The organism is Nocardioides sp. NPDC058538 (genome assembly GCF_042719275.1).
In the GTDB taxonomy this organism is placed as follows: Bacteria; Actinomycetota; Actinomycetes; order Propionibacteriales; family Nocardioidaceae; genus Nocardioides.
This window is the reverse complement of the sequence record NZ_JBHXNY010000022.1, coordinates 67,700-93,021: the sequence shown is the minus strand read 5'-3', so window position 1 is coordinate 93,021 and position 25,322 is coordinate 67,700. Positions and strand designations below refer to the sequence as shown.

Annotated in this window: 18 protein-coding genes and 1 tRNA gene; 2 read left to right on the top strand and 17 right to left on the bottom strand. The window is 70.5% G+C overall.

Going from position 1 to position 25,322, the window contains the following annotated elements:
• Positions 1–7: 7 nt before the first annotated feature.
• Positions 8–667 carry a TetR/AcrR family transcriptional regulator gene (locus ACFWQC_RS19335; protein WP_378681439.1) on the bottom strand — a complete coding sequence of 220 codons (660 nt, stop codon included), beginning with the start codon at positions 665–667 and terminating at the stop codon, positions 8–10.
• A 33-nt stretch (positions 668–700) separates the two neighbouring features.
• A complete protein-coding gene (locus tag ACFWQC_RS19330) occupies positions 701–1,552 on the bottom strand; it encodes an esterase/lipase family protein (RefSeq protein WP_378681436.1) in 852 nt (283 codons plus the stop codon).
• A 158-nt stretch (positions 1,553–1,710) separates the two neighbouring features.
• Between ACFWQC_RS19330 and ACFWQC_RS19325 the strand changes: the two genes are divergently transcribed.
• A tRNA-Ile gene (locus ACFWQC_RS19325) sits at positions 1,711–1,787 on the top strand.
• Here the strand turns inward: ACFWQC_RS19325 and ACFWQC_RS19320 are convergent.
• From ACFWQC_RS19320 to ACFWQC_RS19300, 5 genes are all read right to left on the bottom strand, one after another.
• Positions 1,782–2,669 carry a GNAT family N-acetyltransferase gene (locus ACFWQC_RS19320; protein ID WP_378681433.1) on the bottom strand — a complete coding sequence of 296 codons (888 nt, stop codon included), beginning with the start codon at positions 2,667–2,669 and terminating at the stop codon, positions 1,782–1,784. The two genes, ACFWQC_RS19325 and ACFWQC_RS19320, sit on opposite strands and share 6 nt — an antisense overlap.
• Before the next feature lie 164 nt (positions 2,670–2,833).
• Positions 2,834–5,107, bottom strand: a complete 2,274-nt coding sequence (locus ACFWQC_RS19315) for a transglycosylase domain-containing protein (protein ID WP_378681430.1) — start codon at positions 5,105–5,107, stop codon at positions 2,834–2,836.
• A gap of 196 nt (positions 5,108–5,303) precedes the next feature.
• Positions 5,304–5,729: a ribonuclease domain-containing protein gene (locus ACFWQC_RS19310; RefSeq protein ID WP_160028510.1), complete on the bottom strand. Its 426-nt coding sequence runs from the start codon at positions 5,727–5,729 to the stop codon at positions 5,304–5,306.
• Positions 5,730–5,839: 110 nt separating this feature from the next.
• The gene (locus ACFWQC_RS19305) at positions 5,840–6,493 is read right to left on the bottom strand and encodes a response regulator (protein WP_378681426.1); all 654 of its coding nucleotides are present in this window, start codon (positions 6,491–6,493) and stop codon (positions 5,840–5,842) included.
• The gene (locus tag ACFWQC_RS19300; RefSeq protein WP_378681423.1) at positions 6,490–7,773 is read right to left on the bottom strand and encodes a sensor histidine kinase; all 1,284 of its coding nucleotides are present in this window, start codon (positions 7,771–7,773) and stop codon (positions 6,490–6,492) included. The genes ACFWQC_RS19305 and ACFWQC_RS19300 overlap by 4 nt, the downstream gene beginning before the upstream one ends.
• A 118-nt stretch (positions 7,774–7,891) precedes the next feature.
• On the opposite strand from ACFWQC_RS19300, the gene ACFWQC_RS19295 reads away from it, so the two are divergent.
• The gene (locus ACFWQC_RS19295; RefSeq protein WP_378681420.1) at positions 7,892–8,644 is read left to right on the top strand and encodes a GAP family protein; all 753 of its coding nucleotides are present in this window, start codon (positions 7,892–7,894) and stop codon (positions 8,642–8,644) included.
• A gap of 3 nt (positions 8,645–8,647) precedes the next feature.
• Here the strand turns inward: ACFWQC_RS19295 and ACFWQC_RS19290 are convergent, their stop codons facing one another.
• From ACFWQC_RS19290 to ACFWQC_RS19245, 10 genes are all read right to left on the bottom strand, one after another.
• A complete protein-coding gene (locus ACFWQC_RS19290) occupies positions 8,648–9,490 on the bottom strand; it encodes a hypothetical protein (protein WP_378681417.1) in 843 nt (280 codons plus the stop codon).
• 31 nt (positions 9,491–9,521) lie between these two features.
• Complete coding sequence (locus ACFWQC_RS19285; protein WP_378681414.1) at positions 9,522–12,293, bottom strand: family 78 glycoside hydrolase catalytic domain; 2,772 nt, start codon at positions 12,291–12,293, stop codon at positions 9,522–9,524.
• A 59-nt stretch (positions 12,294–12,352) separates the two neighbouring features.
• Complete coding sequence (locus tag ACFWQC_RS19280; protein WP_378681411.1) at positions 12,353–15,517, bottom strand: family 78 glycoside hydrolase catalytic domain; 3,165 nt, start codon at positions 15,515–15,517, stop codon at positions 12,353–12,355.
• Between the two features lie 87 nt (positions 15,518–15,604).
• Positions 15,605–16,213, bottom strand: a complete 609-nt coding sequence (locus tag ACFWQC_RS19275; RefSeq protein ID WP_378681408.1) for a lactate utilization protein C — start codon at positions 16,211–16,213, stop codon at positions 15,605–15,607.
• On the bottom strand, positions 16,210–17,646 hold the full coding sequence (locus ACFWQC_RS19270) for a lactate utilization protein B (RefSeq protein ID WP_378681405.1): 1,437 nt from the start codon (positions 17,644–17,646) through the stop codon (positions 16,210–16,212). The genes ACFWQC_RS19275 and ACFWQC_RS19270 overlap by 4 nt, the downstream gene beginning before the upstream one ends.
• Positions 17,643–18,383 (bottom strand): (Fe-S)-binding protein, encoded by a 741-nt coding sequence (locus tag ACFWQC_RS19265; RefSeq protein ID WP_378681402.1) that lies wholly within the window; start codon positions 18,381–18,383, stop codon positions 17,643–17,645. The genes ACFWQC_RS19270 and ACFWQC_RS19265 overlap by 4 nt, the downstream gene beginning before the upstream one ends.
• A gap of 41 nt (positions 18,384–18,424) precedes the next feature.
• Positions 18,425–18,652: a helix-turn-helix domain-containing protein gene (locus tag ACFWQC_RS19260; RefSeq protein ID WP_355020528.1), complete on the bottom strand. Its 228-nt coding sequence runs from the start codon at positions 18,650–18,652 to the stop codon at positions 18,425–18,427.
• A gap of 62 nt (positions 18,653–18,714) precedes the next feature.
• Positions 18,715–21,792 (bottom strand): glycosyl hydrolase, encoded by a 3,078-nt coding sequence (locus ACFWQC_RS19255; protein WP_378681398.1) that lies wholly within the window; start codon positions 21,790–21,792, stop codon positions 18,715–18,717.
• Between the two features lie 23 nt (positions 21,793–21,815).
• Entirely contained in the window at positions 21,816–23,291 is a 1,476-nt protein-coding gene (locus ACFWQC_RS19250; protein WP_378681395.1) for a rhamnulokinase family protein, read from the bottom strand.
• Positions 23,288–25,318 (bottom strand): bifunctional aldolase/short-chain dehydrogenase, encoded by a 2,031-nt coding sequence (locus ACFWQC_RS19245; protein ID WP_378681392.1) that lies wholly within the window; start codon positions 25,316–25,318, stop codon positions 23,288–23,290. Before ACFWQC_RS19245 ends, ACFWQC_RS19250 begins: the two co-directional genes overlap by 4 nt.
• Between the last annotated feature and the right edge of the window lie 4 nt (positions 25,319–25,322).

Sequence of the window (25,322 nt, the reverse complement as noted above, 5' to 3'; positions counted from 1 at the left end):
CCTGCGGCTAGCTGCCGTTGCGTACGGCCCCGTAGAAGTCGCTCAGCCGAGTGATCAGCTCTTCCACCGAGGCCGGACTGGGTCCTGCGGCCGGTACGTCGAGGACCCAGTCCGCGATGATGTCGAACAGGCCGCCGATCAGGCCGATCGCGATCCCGTGATAGCGCTCGGTCAGGACGGTGCCGTACCCGACCCACAGCTCCTCGACGAACGCCGCAGCCGCGCGGCGGTTCTCGCGGCGCTGTCGTTCGGCCACCGGTGTGATGGCGCTGCCCTGGCCGAAGGTGACCTGCGCGACCCGAACGTCGTCGACGAAGGCGTGCGCCAGCTCGGCGAGCATCAAGCGGGTGCCGGTCTCCTCGTCGGGTGCCTCGGCGGCCACGGTCGCGAGCCGCGCGAAGGCTCCGTCGGTGATCTGGCGCAGCAGGGCGGCATAGAGGTCGTCGCGGCTCTCGAAGGACTCGTAGAAGGACTTGGTGGCGACGTAGGCGTGCTGGCACAGCTGCTCGATCGAGGTGCTCACGAAGCCCTGAGCGGCGAACAGCTCGAGCGCCGCGTCGAGCAGCGCCTGCCGGCGCTGCTCGCGGCGCTGATCGGCGTCAAGGCCACGGATCACCCGCTGTTGCTTGCCCGTGGCCTTGCCGCTCGTGCTGTTGGGTGGCGTCACCTCACCGAGGTTAGAGCACCCTCCTCGACGTGCTCAGGAGAGCCAGGGCATGGGGACGCAGCTGACCGGCCTGGCGTTGGCCGGGTCGAGCGCGTTGGCCACGAGCGCGAACACGTTCGGGTCCCAGGCCAGGCCGACGTGGCCGCTGAAGTCGAGCGCGCAGACGTCCTGGAGGACGACGTTCCTCACGTTGCTCGCCGGGGCGAGGACGCCGCTGGTGTAGGGCGTGACGACCTCGTCGTACTTGGTGACGATGCTGGTGTAGCGCGGTCCGGGGACGCTCACGCCACCCGCGTTGAGGTCTTTCATGAACTCCGAACTCGGCGCGAACTCGTTGCAGGCCGTGCAGCCACCGGCGTCCAGGATCGGACGAAAGCCGAGCAGGTCGGCGAGCTCCTGGAGACCCTGCAAGCTGGTTCCCTTGAAGTTCGAGCCGAAGCCGACGAAGTGCTTGACCACCGTGTCGCCACCGAGGAACTTCAGGTAGTACGCCGGCACGGTCGTTCCTTCGGAATGCCCGGCGATGCTGACCTTCGCCGCACCAGTCGAGACTCGGACCTTCTCCACGAACGCGTCGAGCTCGCCCGCGCTCTCGCGCATCGAGGCGAGGCCGCCGGTGAACGGGCCCCAGTGGGTGGTGCCGTAGGTCTTGTAGTAGACGCAGTAGCCCTTGCCCTTGAGGTGCTGAGACAGCAGCGCCATCCCGACGTCGCCGCTGCTGCCCAGGCCGTGCCACAGCACGACCGGCTCCGGGTGTGCGGCACTGGGCTGGCAGGTCCAGTCGTTGATGCCCGATGTGGGCGCGGCGGTGGCCGGCGCGGCCACCACGAGGGTGGCCAGAAACGTGACGAGCGCGGTTCCTAGACAAGCGACGAGTCTCTTCATGGGGGTCCCTTTCGCGGACGCCGGAATGTGACGGTGGTCACCCGAATTGGAACACGGTTGCTGCTTCGAAACAAGAGACCTTTTCCAAAAGGGGTCGGCGCAAGGGATGTCGGCCGGCGCCTGCGTGGTATCGACGCGGCGCCCGCTAGGATCTGCGCGGGCCGTTAGCTCAGTCGGTTAGAGCAGAGGACTCATAATCCTTGGGTCGCGGGTTCGAGCCCCGCACGGCCTACCAACGATCGGTGCGCTGGACCTCGTGCATGAGCTCGATCTTGCGAAAGCCGAACTGCTTGTTGATGCGCTGCATCACGTCGTTGGACGGGTCGGTCCAGGTGTGGATGCTGGTGCGCTCGGGGTGGTCGCGCTGGACGGCGGCGAGGGTGGCGACCTTGAGGGCGAGGCCGAGCTTGTGGCCCCGGTGGGCGGTCTTGACGAAGGTGTCGTCCTGGATGGCCTCGTCGCTTCCGTGGGCCAGGAAGATGACCGAGTAGCCGACGAGCTCGCCGGTGAGGATCTCGCGGGCGGCGGCGGTGATGCGGTCGTAGGAGCGGGCGGTGCTCTTCTCGGCCGAGCGGATGCGGTCGGCAGTGTGGGCGACCAGGTCCTGCTCGGTCTTGCCCGGCATCTCCTTGCCCATCTGGTTGCGGAGGCCGACGAATTGGGCGAGCAGGTCCTCCGGGGTGCGGTCCTCCCACATCAGGAGCTCGTAGCCGAGCACGTTGAAGGGCTTGTGCGGCAGCGGGAGGTCGGCGGCGAGGTGATCCTCGCGGCGTACGGACTTGAAGCCGAGCGCCCGCGCGAAGGCAAGGGACGACTTCGGGGGGATGGTCACCTCGGCAGTCGTCAGGGTGCGGCCGCTGGTTCGGCGTACGTCATCGGCGGCTCGCCACAGCTCGGTGCCGACCCCGCGCCAGCGGTGCACGGGGAGGACGTGGATGCCCAGCTCGACGACGTGGCTCCGCTCCTCCTCCGGGAGATCGAGCTCGGCGATGCCGATCGTCTCGCCCTGCTCCTTCGCGGCGAGGAGTACGCGGCGGCCGTGGTCGTGCGGGGTGCGCACGGAGTTTGCGAGCGCCTCGAAGGTGCGATGCGACGCGTAGGGTCGATCGAAGGCCATCGATGCCGCCTCCACGGCGTACCAAGCCTTCAGAGCGGTGTCATCGTGGACGTCAACGGGGGCGATCACAGACACGGGCACCATCTAACCGTGTCGAGCAAGGTCATGGGAACTGAGGTCCCCCAGCAAGCGTTGACACGTCATCTGTTCGGACCGGATCCGCCTCAGATGGGCCCGGGCTCGGTCGGGGGTTCGTCGGGGTCGGGGTCCGGAGGCCCGGGCGTCTTGGTCGGCGTCGGAGTCGGCGTCGGGGTCGGCGTCGGGGTGGGCGTCGGCGTGGGCGACGGCGTCGGCTCCTGGGACGGCGGCGGCGTGTTCGACGGCTCCGGCTCCTCGGTCGGCTCGGGATCCGGGCTCGGCGGGACGTACGGCGCGTGGCCGGACTCCGGGGCGTCACCGTCGAGCCAGGCCGGCGGCGGGAACTCCTCGTAGTCGAGCTCGTCGGTCAGCTGTCCCATGATCTCGACCCAGGTGTCGGCCGGGTAGTCGGCGCCGAAGAAGGTGTCGAGCCAGCCGTCGAGGGCGCCGCTGCCCTGGCCGCGGCTGTAGGCGACAGCGGTGGAGAGCTGCGGGGTGTAGCCGACGAACCAGGCCGAGGAGACCTCGTCCTTGTCGTTGGTCGCGGTGCCGGTCTTGCCAGCGGCCGGCTGAACGACCGCGCTGGCGGCCTGGCCCGTGCCGCTGGAGACGACCTGCTGGAGCGAGTAGGAGGTGTCGGCGGCGACGTCCTCGTCCATCGCCCGCTTGCTGCCCTCGGTGTCGTCGTGCTCGTAGATGACGGTGCCGTCGGCGTCGACCACCTTGGAGACGACGAAGACGTCGTTGTGCACTCCGCCGTTGGCGATCGTCGCATAGGAGTTGGCCATGTTGATCGGGCTGACCGTCGAGTTGCCCAGCGTGAGCAGGAAGTTCTCGGGCTGCATGTCGCCGCCGGACTTCATCGGGATACCCGGGTAGGCGGGGTCGCTGCGGTCGCCGCGCGGGATGCCGGAGCGTACGGCCATGTCGTAGACGTCCTTGCTGCCGTTGGGCAGCGAGTCGGACATCTCGACGAAGGCGGTGTTGATCGAGTCCTCCATCGCCTGGAGGCTGCTGACGTTGGAGCCGTAGCTGTGGCCGTTCGGGTCGGCGGCGCTCTGGCCGGAGTTGCGTACGTTCACGCCGCCGGGGAACTCCATCGGCGAGTTGCCGTTCCAGGTGTCCTTGAGCGAGTAGCCCGACTTCAGCGCGGCGGCGAGGGTGAACGGCTTCATCGTCGACCCGGCCATCGTGGCGCTGCTCGACGCCCAGTTGATCTGGGAGTCGAGATAGTCCTGGCCACCGTAGAAGCCACGCAGGGCACCGGTCTTGACGTCGACGGTGGCCGCGCCCACGTGGAGCTCGTCGGAGACATCGCCCTCGATGTACGCCTTCTTGTCCTCAGGACGTACGTCGTTGACCGCATCCTCCGCGGTCTTCATCGTCTTCTTGGTCAGCGTGGTCGTGATCCGCAGGCCGCCGCCGTTGATCTCGTCCTCGGTGACCAGCGGGTTGCCCTGCTCGTCCTCGAGCTTGAGGAGCTCGTCGCGGACCAGCTTGAGCGCGTGACCCTTCTGGCCGCCGTAGCGGCTGTCGGAGCGCGGCTTCTTGAACTTCGGCAGCGACTCCTTGGCCTTCTCCCCCTCGGCGGCGTCGACCATCTCCATCTTGACCATCGAGTTGATGACGTAGCGGTAGCGTCCCTCGAGCTCGGTGATCGACTCCTCGCCGTTGCTCGGGTCGAGGTCGTTGGGGTCGTTGAGGATCGCGGCGAGTGCGGCGGCCTCCTGGAGGGTGAGCTTCGCGGCCGGTTTGTTGAAGTAGGCGTTCGACGCAGCCTCGACGCCGTAGGCGCCGCGGCCGAAGTAGATGGTGTTGAGGTATCCGGCGAGGATGTCCTCCTTGGACTTCTGCCGGCTGATCTTCAGCGAGATGACCGCTTCCTTCACCTTGCGGGTGTAGGTGCGCTCCTGGGTGAGGTAGAGGTTCTTGACGTACTGCTGGGTGATCGTCGAGGCGCCGGACTGGGCGCCGCCGGTGTTGTTGTTGACCACCGCGCGCAGGATGCCCTTGATGTCGATGCCGCTGTTGGTCCAGAAGGTGCGGTCCTCCGCGGCGACCGCGGCGTCCTTCATCAGCTGCGGGATCTCGTCATAGGGCAGCGAGTCGCGGTCCTGGGAGTCGGCGATGTAGCGCCCGAGCTCGTCCTTGCCGCCGCGGTAGTAGACGAAGGAGGTCTCCTTCTCGTACGCGGCGTTGGCGTTGGGGATCGGAATGGCGTTGTAGGCCACGATCACACCCAGAGAACCGATCAGCGCGCCCACCAGAATCACGATGAAGAAGGCCTTCAGGACCTTCTTTCCCCGCTTCTTCTTCGGCGTCGGCGTGGGTATGTAAGGCGGATTGCCCTGCCAGCTCAAGTTGTCCCCTCCCGCGGTCACAAACGTCCCTAGACTACGGCGGGCTCCCACGCGCTTCGTGATCCTCGGACCCGTGTTTGCGGCGTCTCAGCGGCGTCTCAGCGAGGCCTCAGGGATCTCCAAGCATACGAACGGGCCTCCGACCTGGGCCGGCGATGCCGTGTCTGCCCAGGTCAGAGGCCCGTTTCCGGAACGCTCAGACCAGGAAGTAGAAGGTGCTGTAGTGGTCGGGAGTGAAGTAGACATCACCCGTTGTGGTGTCGACCACGAGCCGGTAGGACTGGCGCTGCGCACCGCATTCACGCGGGGTCACGTCGAACTCGAGGTAGGAGTGGCCCGAGGGCAGCTCGCCCTCGTAATTGTTGTAGGTGCCACCGGAGAAGTTGCAGGTGCCGGTCGGCGGCCAGTCGTGCCAGCCACGGTTGGACGGGTAGCCCAGCGAGGCCCAGACCTCGTTGGAGTCGAGGGCCTCGGCGCAGCCCTTGTGGGTGCAGCTCTCGATCCAGTCGGCCTGGGCGGCGGGGGCGAGCGCGACGCTTCCCCCGAGCAGGCTGGTGGTGGCGACGAGACCTGCGAGGAGCAGCTTGATCATCGTGAGCACGGAGCGGTTCTTCCCGGACATGAATCCTCCAGTGTGTGCGTTACGGACGGTTGGTAATTCTGCTACCTGACTCGTCCGGATGGGGGCTCCGAAGGTCACGAACCGGTGAACTCTGGGGTGTGGGCGCGTCTTCAGACGATGCCCGCCTCGCGGGCGACGATCGCCGCCTGGACCCGTGAGGCGACCCCGAGCTTCGCCAGGACGCGGGAGACGTGGGTCTTCGTGGTCGCCTCGGAGATCACCAGCCGCTGGGCGATCTCGGCGTTGGACAGGCCCTGCCCCAGGGCCGCGAGTACGTCCCTCTCCCGGGGTGTGAGGTCTTCGGGAAGTGGTACGACGGCCGTGGACGCCGGGACGGATCGGTCCGGCGCGCCGGCGAGCTCGGCGAGCACCCGGCGGGTCACCTCCGGGGCGACCACGCCGTCGCCGGCGGCGACGTGCCGGACCGCGTCGACCAAGTCGGACGCCTCCGCCGACTTGAGCAGGAAGCCGGCCGCGCCGGCGCGGAGGGCACCGAAGACGTACTCGTCCAGGTCGAAGGTGGTCAGCACGAGTACGTCGGCGAGCCCCTCCTCGACGACCTGGCGGGTCGCCGTCACGCCGTCGGTGCCGGGCATGCGTACGTCCATCAGCACGACGTCGGGGCGCAGAGCGCGCGCGTTGGCGACCGCGGTCGCGCCGTCGGCGGCCTCCCCCACCACCTCGATGTCACCGGCGGTGGCGAGCAGCATGCGCAGACCGGCGCGGATGGCGGCGTGGTCGTCGGCGAGCAGGACGCGGATCATGCGCTCACTCCTGGGAGCGGCAGGGTCGACCGGACCCGCCAGCCGGTGCCATCAGGTCCGGCCTCGAAGGTTCCGCCGAGGGCTTCGGCGCGCTCGCGCATCGACACCAGTCCGGTGCCGGTGCCGGCCTCGGCCGCGGGCTCCTTCGCGGCGCCGGTATCGGTCACCTCGATCTCGAGGGCGTCGCCGGGGATCAGACGCAGCTGAGTGGTGCCGCCGCCGTGCTTGAGCACGTTGGTCAGGGACTCGCGAACGATCCGGTAGACGGCGTGGTCGACCGCGACCGGCAGCGCGAGGTCGGCACCGTCCAGGAGCCCGCCGGGGTCGTCGACCCGCAGCGGCAGGCCGGCCAGTCGCGCCTGCTCCAGGACGGGGCCGAGGTTGGCGGCGCGGGAGGCGGCGGTGAGGTCCTCGGCGTCGCCGGGGCCGCCGTCGGAGCGCAGGACGCGGATCATCGCGCGCATGTCGTCCAGCGAGGCCAGGCTCTCGGCCCGCACCGACCGCAGCGCCGCCCGGTCCCGTTCCGGGTCGTGCTCACCGGCCAGCGCCGCCCCCGAGGTCAGCGCGATGGCGGACAGGTGGGAGGCGACGACGTCGTGCAGGTCCCGGGCCACCGCGGAGCGCTCGGCCCGGACCGCGTCGTGCCGTTCGGCGTCGGCCAGCCGCAGCAGCGCGGCGCTGCGTTCCCGCTCGAGCCGGGCCCGGTCGTCGGCGGCATCCGCGAGCTCGCTGCCCTGACGTACGTTGCTGCCCCACCACATCGGGGTCACGACGATCGCGAAGAGGGTGAGCGCGAGCACGACGGGGGTGCGCGGGTCCGAAGTGGCTGCGGCGGAGGCGACGACCGCAGCCGCGATGCCCACCCCGACGGCGATGGTGGCGATGCGTCGCGCCAGCGGCGATCCGTGCAGCTGGCCGGCGAAGAGCGCGTCCCAGAGCACCACCACCATCGCGATGCTGCTCCCGATCAGCAGATCTGCCCCGAAGCAGAGGGCGACGACGGTCTGCACCGCGAGCGGCCGGCGCCGCTTGAGCACGAGCGCCCCGGCCGCGAGGGTGAGCGGGACGAGATGCCACCAGGTCGGCACACTGTCCAGGTCGATGCCGAACGGGTGCAGACCGCGTACGCCGCCGACCTGACCGAGTGCGTGCAGCGCGAGACCGGCGGCGAGGACGACCACGGCGTCGAGCCAGGCCAGCCGACGGTCCGCGGCGCGCAGGCTCGTGCCACCGCCGAGAAGCGCCGCGGGCAGCTGCTGCAGCAGGGTCGGGCGGTCCACGACACCATCTCAGCACGTACGCCGTCTCCTCGGGGTCATCCGAAGGATGTATCTGCGCGCGAAAGGATCACCGGTTCGGCCGACGCGCGCGGGGCGGGCCGCGCGCGAGCCTCGGGGCATGGACATCGACCTCGGCCCACTCACCGGCGATCTGGGCGGCACCGCGACGTACGTCGCACTGGCGGTGCTGGCCCTGATCGACTCGACCAGCTTCGGCACCCTGCTGATCCCGGTGTGGCTGCTGATGGCGCCGGGCCGGGTGCGGCCCGGACGGATCCTGGTCTACCTGGGCGCGATCGCCGGGTTCTACGCGCTGCTCGGCATCGCGATCCTGCTGGGTGGATCGGCGGTGGCCGAAGCGCTCACCGGGCTGCGCGACTCGCGCCCGTTCCTGTGGGGACAGCTGCTCGTCGGCGTCGGTCTGTTTGCGTGGAGCTTCAAGCTGGACCCACCAGGATCGCGGAAAGGTCGAGCCGATGCCCCTGAGCCGCCGCGCCGCCTGCTCCGCTGGCGCGAGCGGGCGGTCGCCTCCGAGTCCGGCTCGGCCTCGGCCCTCGCCGCGATGGCGGTGCTCGCCGGGCTGGTCGAGGCCGCCTCGATGCTCCCCTACCTCGCCGCGATCGGGGTGATCGGGACCCAGGGGCCGGACTGGCCGGTGTCGGGGCTGTGGGTCCTCGGCTACTGCGCCGTGATGATCGCTCCGGCGCTCCTGCTCACCGCCGCGCGCGTCTTCGCCGCTCCTCTGGTGGCGCGGCCGCTGGCCCTCCTCGACGGCTGGCTGGTCAAGCACGCCGCGAGCGCGACGGCGTGGGCCGTAGGGATCGTCGGGTTCCTGCTCGCTCGGGCCGCGCTCGGGCCGCTCTTCGGCTGAGCCTCATTCCCAGCCGCAGTAGCCGGGCAGGAAGTCGTAGAGGGCGGTCTTCTGCGCCTTGCTGAGCAGGAGGAAGTAGCTGGCGCCGTCCGGAACGTCGGGGCCGCCGACGTGGACGCGGAAGAGGCTGCCGACCTTGTCGTCGGCGAGGGCGTGCGGGTCGCAGCGAGCGGGCAGGACCCGCAGCTCCAGCGTGGTCGGCTCGCCCGTCATCGGAACCGGGGTCGCTCGCGGCCAGGTCGGTGTCTCGGCCGCGAGCTGGAAGAGCACCGTGCCCTCCCAGCCGTCGAAGGTGACGTCCGGGAGAGCCTCGGTCGGGGCGAACGTGACCGGGAGGACGAAGACGCTCTGCTTGTCCTCGCCCTCGACCCGGGGCTCGCCGACGGTGATGTCGGCGGCCTCGGTCAGGGTGCGCTCGGCGCAGTCACGGTCGAGGAGGCGGTCGACGTTGGCGTACCTGTCCTCGGCGGTGCCGGTGCTGGTGCGCCACTCCCCCTCTTCGCCCATCTCGCGCCAGGTGATGGTCACGTCGGCGTCGCCGCCCTCGCCGCACCTCCCGCGCGGCATGTCGAAGTCGAAGTCCATCTCGGGGTCGACCGGTTCCGAGCCCGTCCATCGGGCCCGGAATCGGTCGCTGCCCACCTCGAGGCGCGAGACCTCGATCGAGGCGCCGGTGTCGTTGACGAGGCGTACGAACGCCTCACCGGTGTTGCGCTGAAGCCTGGTCTGGTCGAGGTAGGCGGTCAGTCCGTCGGGCCAGGCCGTCTCGCGCGGCTCGCTCGCGCCGCAGGCAACCAGGGTCGCCCCGATCAGGAGTGCCGCGGCGAGCACGGCGATTCGGCGCACTGCCGCAGGTTAGCGGAGTCAGGACACCTGGTCATGCCCCTTTCTTGAAGGTCCAGGCGCCGGAGCCGATCCGGTAGGAGGTGATGCCGTTCTCGGTGCCGAGGCGCTCAGGGGCGGTCCTGCCGGGGCCGGTGGCCAGGTAGGAGCCTTCGGGGAGGCGTACGACCGCGGTGACGTTGACCGGGATCGTGGCACGGAGGGCGACGGCGCCGGAGTCGCTGCGGGTCCAGGCGGAGGCGACGCGACCGCGCTGGGTCGCCACGGAGCCCTTGGCGTGAGTCAGGCCGGTGGCCGGCACGGTGAGCTCGACCTCGGCGGCCCCCGGGGCGGTGGTGCGGATGCCGAGCACCGACTCGGTGAGGTCGACGATGCCGCGCGAGCCCCAGCCGTGGGAGGCGCTGTTGGCCGAGCCGCTCAGCTCCCAGGCCTCGGGAGTGAAGGTGCCCCCGTCGGCGAGCCAGCCGGCCCAGCCGTAGTCGTCCTCGTTGGTCAGCAGCTTCAGGACGCCTGCGCCGGCACCGGCGTCAGCGAGAGCCTCGAGCAGCACATGGGCGGTCATCGGGCCCTGCTTCATCCCCTGGGAGGCGATCTGCTCACCGAGCGCCGGCACGTCCTGCTGCGGTGCGACGCCGAAGGCGATGGCGTACGAGGTCGCGTGCTGTCCGGCATGGGCGGACTGGGTGCCGTCGGCGAGCAGGCCGTCGACGTAGGTCCCGTCGGCCTTGCGCAGCGTCTGGTTCATCCGCGTCGCGAGTGCGTCGGCGTCCGAGCGGAGCGCGGCGACCTCACCGTCGGGGCGGTCCAGCTCCTCACCGACCAGCGCGACCTTGCGGAGGACGTCGACGCCGAGCGCGTTGACCGTGGTCCTGGCGGCGGTCGTCATGTCGTAGCCGAAGCGGCCATGAGCGGGCCAGTCGACGATGCCGTACAGGTACTGGCCGGAGCCGCCGGACAGGTTGGTGACCAGACCCTGGGTCGGGCCGCTGGTGGCGATGTGGCGACGGATGTAGCCGGCGGTGGCGGTGAGGTTGTCGTAGGCGTCCTCGAGGACTGCCTTGTCACCGGTCTCGAGGTAGTAGCGCCAGATCCAGTCGGGGACGACCTCGGTGAAGTCGGGGATGTCGCGCTTGCCGTCGCCGTTGGGGTAGACCGCGTTGTAGCGGCCGGCGTCGTTGCCGGTGGTCCAGTAGCGCTCCTGGCTGAGCAGGAACTCCCGGATCGCCTGGCGGGAGGCGACCCGCTCACGCTGGGAGGACATCAGGCCGATCGAGATGTTGGCGGTGTCGTGCAGGAACTGGCCCTGCTCGCGCGTCGGGGTGTCGACGAAGGTCTCCTGGACGGAGTAGCGCAGCGAGCGGTCCATCAGGTCCCACACGTCGTCGAGGGTCTCGTCGGAGCTCTCGAAGGTGGCTGCGCCGTCCTCGTCGTACGCGGTGTGGACGACGGTCGCGGTCACGTCCTCGGCGGTGATCTCCTCCCCCGCGGCCGGGATCTCGAGGTAACGGAAGCCGAGGTGTCCGACCGCCAGGTAGTCCTGCGCGCCGGCGGCCTGGGTGTAGGGGAAGGACATGTTGGTGCTCTGCGTCGAGAGGCCGGTGGTCGAGACCCGGCCGGTGTCGGCGAGCTCGTAGCCGGCCCGGATCGGGACCTGTCGCCCGGCCACTCCGTCGTCGAAGTGCACGCCGGGCCGGGCCGGGATGATCGTGCCGAAGTCGGCGACCGGGGTGCCGTCGGCGGCCTCGAGGATGCGCTCGGGGTGGACGACGGTCTCCTCGAGCCGGGTCTGCTGGCCCTCCAGGTGGGTGAACGGCGCTGTGGGGTGTGCGCCGGTCACCACGGCGTCGGACCACTGCGAGTCGTCGTAGCCGGGCTCGGTCCAGTCGCCGATCTGTTGGGCAGTCTGGCCGTCGAGGTGCTCGATCCACAGGCCCTCGCCGTTGCGGGTCCCGACCATGACGTACGGACCGCGGCGGACCTTCCAGGAGCCGTCGGTGACGATCGTGGTCGTCTCACCATCGGCGTAGGTCAGCTCGAGCTTCAGGAGAACGCCGGGGATGCCCGCGGCGCGGCCCTGGCCACCGCTGAACCAGTGCAGCTTGACGCCCAGGGCGAGGGTCTCGCCGGGCGTGACCAGGTCGGTCACGTCCGCGGCCTGGTAGTAGCCCTCGCTCGGATAGCCGAAGTTGCTCATCCGGTCGGCCTGCTCGCCGCCGAGATAGAGCTCGGCGGTGTGGCTGGCGGCCAGGTAGCTGCGGGCGCTGACGATCCTGCCTTCCGGGACCTCGACCTCGGTGCGGGCCAGGGTCCACTCGTCGCGCTCCTGGGCGGGGTTGTCCGCGGTGCCCGGCGGTCTCCTGATCCAGCTCGCACCGGCCCAGTCGGTGTCGCCGAGCCCGGTCTCGAATGCCGCCTTCGCCGACCACCGCGAGGGGTGCTTGCGGCGGTCCCAGGTCATGACCCGCCAGGTGTAGCGGCTGCTGGGCTCGAGGGTCTCGCCGACGTAGTCGACGTAGGACTGCTGCGCGGAGGTGACCTTGCGCGAGTCCCAGACGATCTCGCCGTCGGCGTCGCGTACCTCGATCTTGTAGGCGCTCTGCACCTCGTTGGCGTCGCTGTCCTGGGGCAGCCAGCCGAACCGTGGGGTCAGGTCGGTGTTGAGCGGTCGGGTGATGTCGTCGACGGTCAGACCGGCGGGTGCGCCGGGCGCGGTGTTGGCGGGCGCGGCACCGGTCGGTGTCACGGCCGCCGCGAGGCTGGTGACGACCAGGGCGCTGGTGACGATCGCGGCCAGGCGGAGCTTCATGGGTTCCTCCGAGCGAGTTGATACGTTGCTGGGGCCGGATCCGGCCCCAGCCTTCGGGTTCAGCAGACGGCGCGAAGCCGCTCGACCTCCGGGCTCACACCCGGACTGGTACTGATGACATGGCAGCCGGAGGGCACGTCCTGGATCACCAGGTAGGAGCCCTCGCGCGTCGCGGGCACCGGACGCCCATCGAGGAAGACCTGCTCCCCGGACGGCGACGGGACGAGAACCTCGGCCCGGGAGTTGCCCGGAACACTCACGCCGACGTCGATGCCGCCGTCGGTCGTGGCGTACGCCGCGCCGATGCGTCCGCGGAGGGTGGGCAGCGTGACGTGTGCCCACGGGACCCCGGCGGGCTGTGGCCGGACACGGAACTCCTCGTAGCCAGGCATCAGGGGCTCGATGCCGAACATGCCTTGGGGCACGTTGTAGGCGGGTGATGCGGCCCAGGGGTGCGACCACGTCATGTTGGGCTTCAGGGAGGTGTCCCAGGCCTCGGCGGTGGCACCGGCTCCCTTCGCGATCATGTTGAGCCAGCTGCGGAGCCCCGTGCTCGTCAGCAGCTGGTGCGCGACGTCTCCGCGGTCGCCGTCGTAGAGGGCCTCGAGGACGAAGGCGGCGCAGTAGACGCTGCAGGCCATGCCACGGGTTCCGATGTAGTCCGCGGCCTGCTGCGCGACGTCACCTCGGGCGAGTCCGAACGCCGTGGCGAAGACGCTCGCCTGGATCGCCCAGTGCTGGATCGGGGTGCCGTCGGCATTGAGACCGTCTCGGTAGGCACCCTTGGCCGAGTCCCACAGCCTGTCGTTGGCCGCGTTCCGGAGTCGGTCGGCGATGGCGGTGTACGTCGCCGCGTCGTCGTCGTGGCCCAGGGCCGTCGCGATCTCCGCCATGTCGCGGAACGACCGGTGACCGATCGCGTTGATGACCGTGTTGTAGGGGCGGAAGACGTAGCCGTCGCGCTCCGATGCCGGCCAGTCGACGATGTCGCAGTCGGTACAGGAGTTGCCACCGTTGGATCCGGTGTTCTTGCGGATGAGTCCCGTGGACGGCTCGACCCACTTGAGCGGCAGCTTCTCCTGCAGGGCGGTGTAGTTGCGGGTCAGGGCGTCGGTGTCACCGGTCTGCTGCCACGAGTCGTGGAAGGCCAGGATCGTGTACATCGGCCACTCGGTCGGCCACGTCCTGCGGGTGAGCAGGTACTCCAAGGAGTAGTTGCCCAGGGTCGGGTCGCTGGAGACGAAGAAGTTGGCCATCATCTGCAGGTAGCTGTCGGCCTCATAGGCACCGCGCTCGCGGCTCCAGGAGTCGACGTAGAGGTCGTGGTTGGTGGCCTCGATCGTGTTGCGCGACAGGGCCCACACGCGGTCGAGGTCGTCGTCGGCTGAGTCGAAGATCGCCTCGTCGGTATCGAAGGGATAGACCTGCGCCAGGGCGGGGAAGTCGGCGGCGCCCAGGCCGGAGGGAGCGCCGATGACCTCGGCGTAGCGGAAGACCCGCATCCCCCAGGTCTCCAGGTGCTGCTCGTCGGGACGCAGCGTCCACTTGTCCTGGTACGTGTTGCCGGTCCGCATGGCGTACCGCACCGTCTGGGGCGCGGACAGCTCCTCGCCGAACCGGAGGTCGAGCACCTGGCCCGCCGTGCCGTCGATGTCCAGGGAGAGACCGCCGATCCACGTCCGGCCGTAGTCGATGAAGTAGTGGCCGGGCGCCTTCTCCACCACACTGACCGGCGTCCTCAGCTGCTGCTCCACCTTCGCCGTGGGGGCTGCGCGGAGGTCGCCGAAAGCCGGGCGCACCGCGGCGTCGCTCCAGCCGGAGTCGTCGAAGCCCGGCTCGGCGAAGCCCTCGGGCCAGTGGGCCGACTGCAGGTTCTCCTTCGGTGCCGAGAAGAACGAGGTTCCGATGCTGCCGGCGGAGGGGAAGACGAGGCCGCCGGAGCGACTCCGCCACTGCGGACCGCTCACGACCGCGTCACGCGTGCCGTCGGCGTACTCCACGACGAGCCGCCCGAGAAAGCGCCGGTCACTGCTCGTCCAGCCGAGCACCCCGATCGCATTCTCGGCTCCCGGCCGCAGCGCGGCGGTCACGTCGAAGCCGTCGTATCGGGCCTCGCCGCGGATCGGCTGCGTCGGCCCGAGGCCGACGAACTCGCCGTTGAGCCATGCCTTGTAGACGTACTGCCGGCCCGGCGCGGTCGAGGATGCGGTCGCATAGAGGGTGGCGGCCGCGATCGGCTTGTCGGGCAGCGTGAACTCGTGCCGGAGGAAGGCCCAGTCCTGCGATTCGACACCGTAGACGCAGTTGGCGTTCGTGCCGACCTCGAGCCAGCCGCCCACCGCGGCGCCGCAGGCGAAGTCGCTGCTGGCGGAGAAGTCGTTGGTGTAGAGGACCTCGCCGGTGGCGGAGGTGACTGTCAGGTCGTCCCACGCGTTGCGCTCGGACCCGCCCGTGCGGAAGCCGACCGAGCCGGCGGCGAAGTCGTTGAGGGTGCGGGTGTCGACGAGGGTGTCGTCGAGCCACGTGCGGATCGTGGTGCCCTCTGCCTCGATGCGCAGCCGGTAGGACGTGTCGCGGACGAGGGGCTTGGCCAGCGGCACCGAGTCGAGCTGGGTGAAGGTCCCACTCACGCGCTTGTGGGGAGCGAAGGTGTTCACCCCGTCGCCGCGGAACTGCCACATGTAGTAGTTGCTGGCGTCCGCGGCCCGGAAGGCGATGGTGGCGTTCTGGGACGTGATCCGGAAGGTGGTGTCGATGGTGACGTCACCCCAGGAGATCGTGCGGGCCTGGGCGAGCCAGATGGGCTGGGCCTGGCCCCACTCCTGACCGGGACCGGTGGTGAAGGTGGAGACGCTCGACCAGTCCGAGCCCTTTCCACGGCCGTCCCAGGTGCGTACTCGCCACTGGTAGGTCTGTTCGGGCTCGAGCGCCGGACCGGCGTAGGGCACGTTGGTGCTCGCCGATGACGTGACGCGACCGGAGTCCCAGACTCCGGCGGCTCCGATGCCCTCGCTGATCCGGGCGACCTGTACGCGGTAGGCGCTCTGCTCGGCGAAGGGGACGTGCCAGGCCAGCAGCGGCGAGCGGAGGTCCTCCACATCGCGCGGCGAGGACAGCTGCGAGACGGTGAGGTGGGTGGCTGCCGCGCCGTCGACAGCGACAGCCGGGACCGGCACCGCGATGACGAGCGCACTGATCACGATCGCGGCCAGGCGGAGCTTCATGGGGATCCTCCGGATTGATACGTTTCAGAGCACTCCGAAGACTATGACGGCCGTCACACGGACAGGAAGGGCTGTGGCCGGATCCGGTCACGGATTGGCGGCGACCACCAGGACATGGAGGGTGCGGGGGCCGTGGACGCCTTCTACGCGGTCGAGCTCGATGTCGCTGGTGGCCGAGGGGCCGCTGATCCAGGTCTGGGGGCGGGCGGGGTCCAGGACGCCGATGGCGTCGGGGACGTCGGGGACCACCTGGTCCTCGCGTACGACGCAGATGTGGGTGTCGGGGACGAGCGAGATGGCTCGGCGGCCCTGGTCGGGGGCGTGGTCGAGGACGATCGTGCCGGTCTCGGCGATGCCGACGCGGGCCTCGGTGACGACCGCGGCGATCCGGTCCAGCTCGGCGGCGGTGAGGGTGCCGTCGTCGACGATCGCGTCGGGGACGTGGACCGACAGGCCGGGCGGTACGACCACCTGGCCGGCGGGCAGCGCGGCGGCGATGCGGTCCTCGAGGTCCTCGGCTCCGCAGCGCTCGACCACGGCGCGGTAGTCGGCCACGCGCTCGGCGAAGAGGTCGACTACCTCGGGGGTCGCGACGGGCGCGAGGTCGCGCGGCACAGACGGTTCGGCGGGTTCGAGCGCCGAGCCGGCCAGTGCCTCGCGGACTCGGGCGAGTATCTCGGTGCGTGCGTCGGTCATGCGTCGTCCTTCCGTCCACCGTTCGTGCGGTGCCACCAGGCCCGGAAGCTCTCCCCCGGAGCGTCCGGCAGATCTCGCGCTCCGATCCAGGCGGCGGGTCCGAAGCGGCGCGCGAAGCGCATGCCGAGGCCGGTGAGGCGCTCGAGCGCGGAGAGGCGGTGCGAACGCCCCAGGACGTACGCCGCGCCCTTCATCGCCACGGCCTCCGGCTTCGGCACGCCACCTCGGTGGGCGTCGACCACCTGGGCGCGCTGGTCGACCAGGACGGAGGGGATGTCGATGCGTACCGGACAGACTTCGAAGCAGGCACCGCACAGCGAGGAGGCGTAGGGCAGCGAGTCGGTCTGGTCGTCGTGCCCGACGCCCTTCAGCAGCGGGTTGAGGATGGCGCCGATCGGACCCGGGTAGACCGAGCCGTACGCATGGCCGCCGGTGCGCTCGTAGACCGGGCAGACGTTGAGGCACGCCGAGCAGCGGATGCAGCGCAGCGCCTGCCGACCCACCTCGTCGGCGAGGGCGCGGGTGCGGCCGTTGTCGAGGAGCACCACGTGCACCTCCTGCGGGCCGTCGCCGGGGGTGATCCCGCTCCAGGTCGAGGTGTAGGGGTTCATCCGCTCGCCGGTGGAGGATCTCGGCAGGAGCCTGAGCATCGGGTCGAGGTCCTCCCAGCGGGAGACGACCTTCTCGATGCCGACGACCGAGACGAGCACGTCGGGCAGGGTCAGGCACATCCGGCCGTTGCCCTCGGACTCGACCACGACCAGCGTGCCGGTCTCGGCGACCGCGAAGTTGGCGCCCGAGATCCCGACCTTCGCACGCAGGAACTTCTCGCGCAGGTGCTCCCGCGCAGCAGCGGCGAGCACGGCCGGCTCGTCGGTGAGGTCGGCGGGCGCCGGACGGCCCGCGGCCCCCATCTTCGACCGGAAGATCTCGCGGATCTCGGCCCGGTTGCGGTGGATGGCCGGCACGAGAATGTGGGAAGGCAGGTCGTCGCCGAGCTGCACGATGAGCTCGGCCAGGTCGGTCTCCCAGGCCGCGATGCCCTCCTCGGCGAGCGCCTCGTTGAGCCCGATCTCCTGGGTCACCATCGACTTGACCTTCACGACCTCCTCCGCGTCGTGGGCCTTCGCGATCGCAGCGACGATCGCGTTCGCCTCGGCGGCGCCACGGGCCCAGTGGACGGTCGCGCCGTTGGCGGTGAGGGTCTCCTCGAGGCGTACGAGCTGGCTGTCGAGGTCGAGCAGCGCGCGCTCCTTGACCGCTGCACCGGCCAGGCGCAGCTCCTCCCAGTCGGGCACCTCGGCGACGACCTTGGCCCGCTTGGCGCGGATGGTGCCGGTCGCGTGGGCGAGGTTGTGGCGCAGCTGGGAGTCGGCGAGGGCCCCGCGGGCGGCCTCCGGGAAGGCCGGCATACCGACGAACGTGCCGCTCATCGCAGAGCCCCCTCGGTCGAGGCGAGGATCTCGGCGAGATGGACGGTGCGCACGCCCGAGCGCTGCCGGGAGAGCACGCCGCCGATGTGGGTCAGGCAGGAGTTGTCACCGGCGACCACGATCTCGGCGCCGGTCTCGCGGATGTGGCGGGCCTTGTCGGCGCCCATCGCGATCGAGGTGTCGGCGTTCTTGACCGCGAAGGTGCCGCCGAAGCCGCAGCACTGGTCGGCGCCGGGCAGGTCGACCAGCCTGATCCCGCGCACCGACTCCAGCAGCCGTCGCGGCCGGTCCCCCACGCCCAGCATCCGCAGTGAGTGACAGGTCGGGTGGTAGGTCACCCGGTGCGGGTAGTAGGCGCCCACGTCCGTCACCCCGAGCACATCGACGAGGAACTCGGAGAGCTCATAGACCTTCGGGGCGACCTCCGCGACCGCCCGCTCCAGGGCCTCGTCGCCGGAGCGGCGGGCCACGATCGAGTGCTGGTGCCGTGCCGAGCCCGCGCACGACCCCGACGGCGTCACCACCACGTCGTAGCCGGCGAAGGCGTCCACGAACGTACGCACCACCGGAACCGCCTCATCCAGGTAGCCGGTGTTGACCATCGGCTGCCCGCAGCACGTCTGCGCCTGCGGGAAGTCGACCTCGACGCCGAGCCGGCGCAGGAGGCGTACGACGGCCTTCCCGGTGCTCGGGTAGAGCGCGTCGTTGATGCAGGTGACCATCAGTGCGACTCGCATCGAGCAGCCTCCTTCGTCTGTCTAGTTGCCATCAAATCAGTTCAGATGAGTCCGGTGCGTACGGCCCGCACGACAGCCTCCACACTCGTCCCCGCTCCCAGCGCATCCGCGGCCGCCCGGAGACGGCGCCGCACGGTGCGCTCGGAGATGCCCAGCGCCCGCGCGATCCGCTCGATCGTGTAGCCCCGCGCGAACAACGCCAGCACCTCCACCTCGTCCGCGGGAAGATCGGTCGAAGAGGAAGGTCGTACGCCGCCCGAGGCCGCCACGGTTCACTCCTGTCTCAGCATGACGCTGATCGATGAATGGGCTCGCGACCGGGACACCGAGCTCATCGGGCCACCACCTTCTCGACGTAGGGCACCAGACGCACCGGCCCGGCGAGCCCGTAGCTCTGCCTGGTCGCCACGCCGTAGACCGACGGGGTGACCGTGCGCAGGCGGTTGAGCAGCGTCGAGGCCACCTCGATCTCGATCGTGTTGGAGCCGGCGACCAGGGCGTGGCCCAGGTCGACCACTGGGTCCATCGGGTCGCACGGCGCCAGCAGCCCGCCGTTGACGCGCACCCGGAAGGTGTCGTTGACCTCGCCGAGCTCGAGGTAGGCGCCGTCCTCCGCGGTCCAGTCCGTGCCCAGGTCGACGCCCGTGCGGTAGCGGCCGATGCCGGAGGCGTCCTCGAGACCGGCGACCTTCGACCAGGACTGCGGCGACGCGAGGTCGCTGGTCACGACCTCCTTCGTCGTGGCGAGATCCTTGGGGTCGGTCGGGTTCGCCGGCTTCCAGTCCTCGAGCGAGAGGGTCCAGGACTGCGGCGTCACCGGCTCACGGACCCGGCCGACGGTCACCTTCACCGTCCGGCCGTCGGCCTTGGTGAGCTCGAAGGTGCCGGCGGTCGTCGTGCGCAGCGCGACGTTGGCGCCCCGCGCCAACACGGCCTGGCCAGCGGTGGCGACGGGGAGAACAGAGCGGGCGACGCCCGCGCCCGGGGCCGCGAGAGCGACCACGGTGGACTGCCCAGGAACGAGGTCGACCCGCACCCGGACCCGGTCACCGGCGCGCTCGTAGGCGGCGATCCGGGTGACCTCACCGGTCCACGCGTCCAGCAGCCACGGCACCGCGGTGCGGTCGGTGGCGGCCAGCCAGACGTCCTGCTGAACCGGGTTGAGCCGCCGGTTCTCGGCGTGCCGGGCGTTGGCGAGGTAGTAGAGGTCGACCTTGCCGGTGACGCGCCGGACGTGCATCACCGTCGAGTCGGCGTGCTCGACGTCGCGTACGACACCGAGCGCGGCCAGCGCGCCACCGACGCCGGCCTCCAAGACGCTGCGGGTCGTCGGCAGCGCGGCGATCTTCGTCATCACCTCGCGGACCTCGGTGACCGAGGCCTCGTCGGTACGGCCGATCGGGGTGGCGTCGCGGCCCCAGTCCTTGCCGGCGTCGTTGACCAGGATGATCGGCAGACCCGCGCGTCCCAGGGCGAGCGCCTTGCGGGCGGCCGCCAGGTCGATGGTGACCTCGCGGCTGCGGATCTTGTCGGGGCCGATGACGAGCACCTTGTAGGCCGGCCCGTCGGGCGCCAGCCGCCCGTCCCTGAACCGGACGTCGTCGCGGGTGAGCAGCGCCGAGGTGATGAAGGAGTGCGACCAGCCGAGCTTGGTGCCGTCGTTGGTGACCCAGAACGGGCCGATGCCGGTGGAGGCGCCGGCCTTCTGGCGCAGGAAGACGATGTCGTACGTCGGGCGGCCGGTCCGCAGGACCAGCTGGGTGCGGGCGAGGTAGCGCGCGATCCCGGGGATGTGCTCCCACTGCGGCGTCCGCGGTCCCCACGCCTCGCCGTAGCCGATCGCGCCGTTGTAGTACGGCGAGAACGCGGCGAAGCCGGGCCAGGTGACGTCCGGGGCGGCGGCGTAGGGGAAGCCGTGGATCATCGCGTGGTTGACGCCCGCCGCGAAGATGCTGTTGATCGTGAAGAGCGCCTGGTTCTGCGCCGTGGGACTGGTGCTGTTGGCGCCCCAGGTCGTGTTGTAGGCGCCGCCGTTGTAGCAGATCGCCTCGCAGGAGAGCACCTGCTTGCCGGCGATGTCGCGGCCGCCGGCCATGACCCGGTAGTCGTCGAGGTTCTTGAAGCCCAGGGACTCGGTCTCGGCGATGTCGAGCAGCGCGGAGTGCTCGGTGGCGTCGGTCTCCAGGCCGTACGCCTGGATCCGCAGACCCATCCCGAGCGATCGTGCGAACCGCTGCATCGGCAGCAGGTGGTGGTCGCGGTAGAGGTCGGAGAGGACCTGGTTGAAGTCGTCGCGCACCTGGTTCGTACGCAGCGAGTCGGTCGTCGCGGGAGCGCCGGGGGTGCCGAGGGCGAAGCGGTAGGCCTCGTCGACCTCGAGCACCACCGGGAGGAACGGTTCGAGGTCGTAGCCGGCCCGGGCCCGGAACTCCTCGAGCAGCTTCGGCGTCCAGATCGTGGCGTCCGACTCGATCTCGAGGGAGTCCTCGAAGAGGTAGCCGCCCGCGGCCTTCAGCAGGCTGCGCATCTGCTTGTCGAGGATCGTGTCCTGCCACAGGTCGACGACGGCGCGGGTGCCGGCGTCGCTGAAGTGGTCGACGACGTAGGAGCGCGGCGAGGTGTGCGGACCGGCCTCGGGCTCCTGCCCGCTCCCGCGGCGCCAGGTGGCGAGGACGACCCAGGAGCCGGCCGGGTCGGCCGGTGCGGTCCAGGTCAGCCGGTTCTGGCTCACCTGGGCGGAGAGGTCGAGGTAGGAGTCGGGGTCGATCGTGGTGATCGAGGAGGTGCTGGCCGTGATCCGGTGCGCCTGGACGGTGACCAGCTCGACCCGGTCGCCGTGGGACTCCCCCTGCGGAGCCGGGAGCACGTCGTCGAAGGTCTGGCCGGCGGCGACGTCGACCCGACCGTAGGCGAGCTCGCTGCAGGCCGCGTCGTCGTCGGGGGTGATCGTGGAGACCGCGGCCGGCCAGGACGGGCCAACAGTCAGGTCGATGCGTACGTCCCGCTTCGCGCCCCGCGCCAGCGCCGCCTTCACACCGGCGACCCAGGACGGGCTGCCCCAGCCGTACTTCGCCACGTCGACCTCGATGCCGCGGGCGCGCAGGCTGTGGGTGACCACCGCGACCTCGAGCACACCGAAGCCGGCGTCGGCGACGGTGTCGACCTCGCGGGCGACCTCGGCCGGGTCGACCAGGCCGTAGGGCCACCACCAGCGGAAGCCCGCCGCCGAGGCGGTGCCGGGCTTGCGGAACGCCTTGGTGAGGTCGTCCGGGAGGCCGGCGGGTGCGCCGGCGGCCTGCGCGGGCGTGCTTCCGAGCGTGCCGGCGATGGCGGCCGTGCCGACTGTGGCGGCCGCGGTGCCGAAGAGCGCGCGGCGGCTGAGCCGGGCGGAGGAGAGGAAGTCGGTCATGGGGGTGCCTTCGGGGAGCAGGGTCAGGAGATGCGGGCCTCTGCGGCGGCCCAGTCGAGGCCGTCGCGCGGCTCGAAGCGGCGTACGTCGTAGGAGCGGCGGACCAGGTCCCGCATCGCGGGGAGGTCAGGCAGGTCGGCCCCGAGAGCCCTGCCCTGGACCAGGACGTTTCCGAGTGCGGCCGCCTCGACCGGACCGGCGAGAACCGGCAGGCCGCAGGCGTCCGCGGTGAGCTGGCAGAGCAGCTCGTTCTGAGAGCCGCCGCCGACGACGTGGACGACCTCGGGCGAGGTGCCCGCGAGGGCGGCGGCGGTGCGTACGTGACGTCGGTAGGCGACAGCGAGGCTGTCGAGGATGCAGCGGGTGATCGCGGCCGGCGAGTGTGGGATCGCCTCGTCGGACTCCGCGGCCAGCGTGGCGATCCGCTCCGGCATCGGGTCGGCCGACGTGCTCGGGAAGAGCAGTCGCGGGTCGTTGATGTCGACCACCGTACGCAGCGGCTCGAGCTCCGCCGCGGCCGCGAGCAGCGAGCGAAGCTCGGCGCTCTGGTAGCGCCGCTCGCCCCACGAGCGCAGCGACTCCGACAGGACCCACAGGCCCATCACGTTCTTGAGGAAACGGATGGTGCCGTCGACGCCGACCTCGTTGGTGAAGTCGGCGAGCCGGGCCTCCTCGGTCAGCACTGCCTGGTCGAGCTCGAGGCCGACCAGCGACCAGGTGCCCGAGGAGATGTAGGCGAAGTCACCGACCTCCGCGGGGACCCCGACGACCGCCGAGGCGGTGTCGTGCGAGCCCACCGCGACCACCGGTACGTCGGTGGTGACACCCAGCTCGTCAGCGACCTCGGGCAGCAGCGTGCCGAGGAGAGAGCCCGGGTCCCGAAGGGGCGGGAGGACCCCTTCGGGGATCCCGAGCTCCCGGCACAGGTCGACCGCCCAGGCGCCCCGACGTACGTCGTAGAGCTGGGTGGTCGAGGCGTTGGTGCGCTCCGCGCCGATCGCACCGGTGAGCCAGAAGCCGAGCAGGTCCGGCAGCAGCAGCATCGTCTCGGCGGCGTCGAGGGCGGTGGTGCCGCGGGCCGCCACCAGCTGGTAGATCGTGTTGAACGGGAGCTGCTGGATGCCGGTGGTGCCGTAGAGCGTCGCCGCGCCGATCTGGGCGACCACCTTCTCGGCGATCCCCTCGACGCGGGCGTCGCGGTGGCTGAAGACCTGGCCGAGGAGCTGGCCGTCGTGGTCCAGCAGCCCGTGGTCGATGGCCCAGGAGTCGATGCCGATGCCGTGCAGCGGTCCGGTTCGGGCCACCTCGCGGATGCCGGTGAGCACCTCGCGATGGATGCCGAGCACGTCCCAGAAGAGCGAGCCGCGGACGCGTACCGCCCCGTTCGGGAAGCGGTGCAGCTGGTCGATCTCGACCCGGTCGCCACCGATCCGGCCGGACATGACCCGGCCGGAGGTGGCACCCAGGTCGACCGCCGCGACCCTGACGTGTGGCCTCATCGCAAGAACGCTGCGGCGACGCCGGCGTCGACGGGCACGTGCAGACCGGTGGTGTGGGACAGGTCGGGGCCGCAGAGCACGAAGACGGCGTTGGCGATGTTCTCCGGCAGCACCTCGCGCTTGAGCAGGGTGCGCTGGGCGTAGAACTTGCCGAGCTCCTCCTCCTTGACCCCGTAGACCTCGGCACGCTTGGCGCCCCAGCCGCCGGCGAAGATGCCGGAGCCCTGGACCACACCGTCGGGGTTGATGCCGTTGACCTTGATCCCGTGCTCACCGAGCTCGGCGGCCAGCAGCCGGACTTGGTGGGCCTGGTCGGCCTTGGCCGCGCCGTACGCGACGTTGTTGGGCCCGGCGAAGAGCGAGTTCTTCGAGGAGATGTAGACGATGTCGCCGCCCATCTCCTGCTCGATCAGCACCCTCGCGGCAGCCTTGGAGACCAGGAACGAACCCTTGGCCATCACGTCGTGCTGGAGGTCCCAGTCGCGCTCGGTGGTCTCCAGCAGCGACTTCGACAGCGACAGGCCGGCGTTGTTGACGACGAGGTCGACACCCCCGAAGGCGAGCACCGCGGCGTCGAACATCGCCTGCACGGCGGCCTCGTCGGAGACGTCGGCGGCGAGACCCACGGCCACGTCTGGGCCGCCGATCTCCTCCGCTGCGGCCTGCGCCTTGACGAGGTCGAGGTCGGCGATCACGACGCAGGCACCCTCGGCGGCGAGCCGCTTCGCGGTGGCCTTGCCGATGCCGGAGGCCGCACCGGTGACCAGCGCCACTCTGGTCGCGAGGGGCTTGGGGGCGGGCATCCGCTGGAGCTTGGCCTCCTCCAGCGCCCAGTACTCGATCCGGAACTTCTCCGACTCGTCGATCGGGGCGTACGTCGAGAGCCCCTCGGCACCGCGCATCACGTTGATCGCGTTGACGTAGAACTCCCCCGCCACCCGGGCGGTCTGCTTGTTCTTGCCGAAGGAGAACATGCCGACGCCGGGGACCAGGACGATGAGCGGGTCCTTGCCGCGGATGGCCGGGCTGTTCGCGTCGGCGTGCCGGTCGTAGTAGCCCTGGTAGTCCTCGCGGTAGCCGACCGCGAGCTCCTTGAGACGGGCGATGCTGTCCTCCACCGAGGCATCGGCCGGGAGGTCGAGGACGAGCGGCTTGACCTTGGTGCGCAGGAAGTGGTCGGGGCACGAGGTGCCGAGCTCGGTCAGGCGCGGGTGGGCCTCGCTGGCCAGGAAGTCGAGGACTACCTCGGAGTCGTTGAAGTGGCCGACCATCGGCTGGTCCGCCGAGGCGATGCCACGGATCGTGGGGGCGAGAGCAGCGGCCTTCGTACGCCGCTTCTCCTCCGGCAGCGCCGCGTAGCCCTCGAGCGCGGGCCCGAACGGCTCCGCCTTGCTGTGCTCTTCGATGTAGGTGGCGGCCGTGTCGATGATCCACAGCGAGTTCTTCTCGGCCTCCTCGGACGTGTCGCCCCAGGCGGTGATGCCGTGGCCGCCGAGGATGCAGCCGACCGCCTGCGGGTTCTTCGCCTTGATATCGGCGATGTCGAGACCGAGCTGGAAGCCGGGGCGGCGCCACGGCACCCAGACGACCTGGTCGCCGAAGATCTCCTTGGTGAGGTTCTCGCCGTCGGCGGCCGTCGCGATCGCGATGCCGGAGTCGGGGTGGAGGTGGTCGACGTGAGCCGCGTCGACGAGGCCGTGCATCGCGGTGTCGATCGAGGGGGCCGCGCCGCCCTTGCCGTGCAGGCAGTAGTCGAACGCGGCGACCATCTCGTCCTCGCGCTCGACGCCCGGGTAGACGTCGACGAGCGCGCGCATCCGGTCGAGGCGAAGGACCGCGAGCCCGCTCTCCTTCAGGGTGCCGAGGTCGCCGCCGGAGCCCTTCACCCAGAGCAGCTCGACGTCCTGGCCGGTCACCGGGTCGGTCGCGGTGCCCTTGGCGGAGGTGTTGCCGCCGGCGTAGTTGGTGTTCTTCGGATCGGCGCCGAGACGGTTCGAGCGCGCGATCAGGTCTTCTGCAGTGGTCATCTGG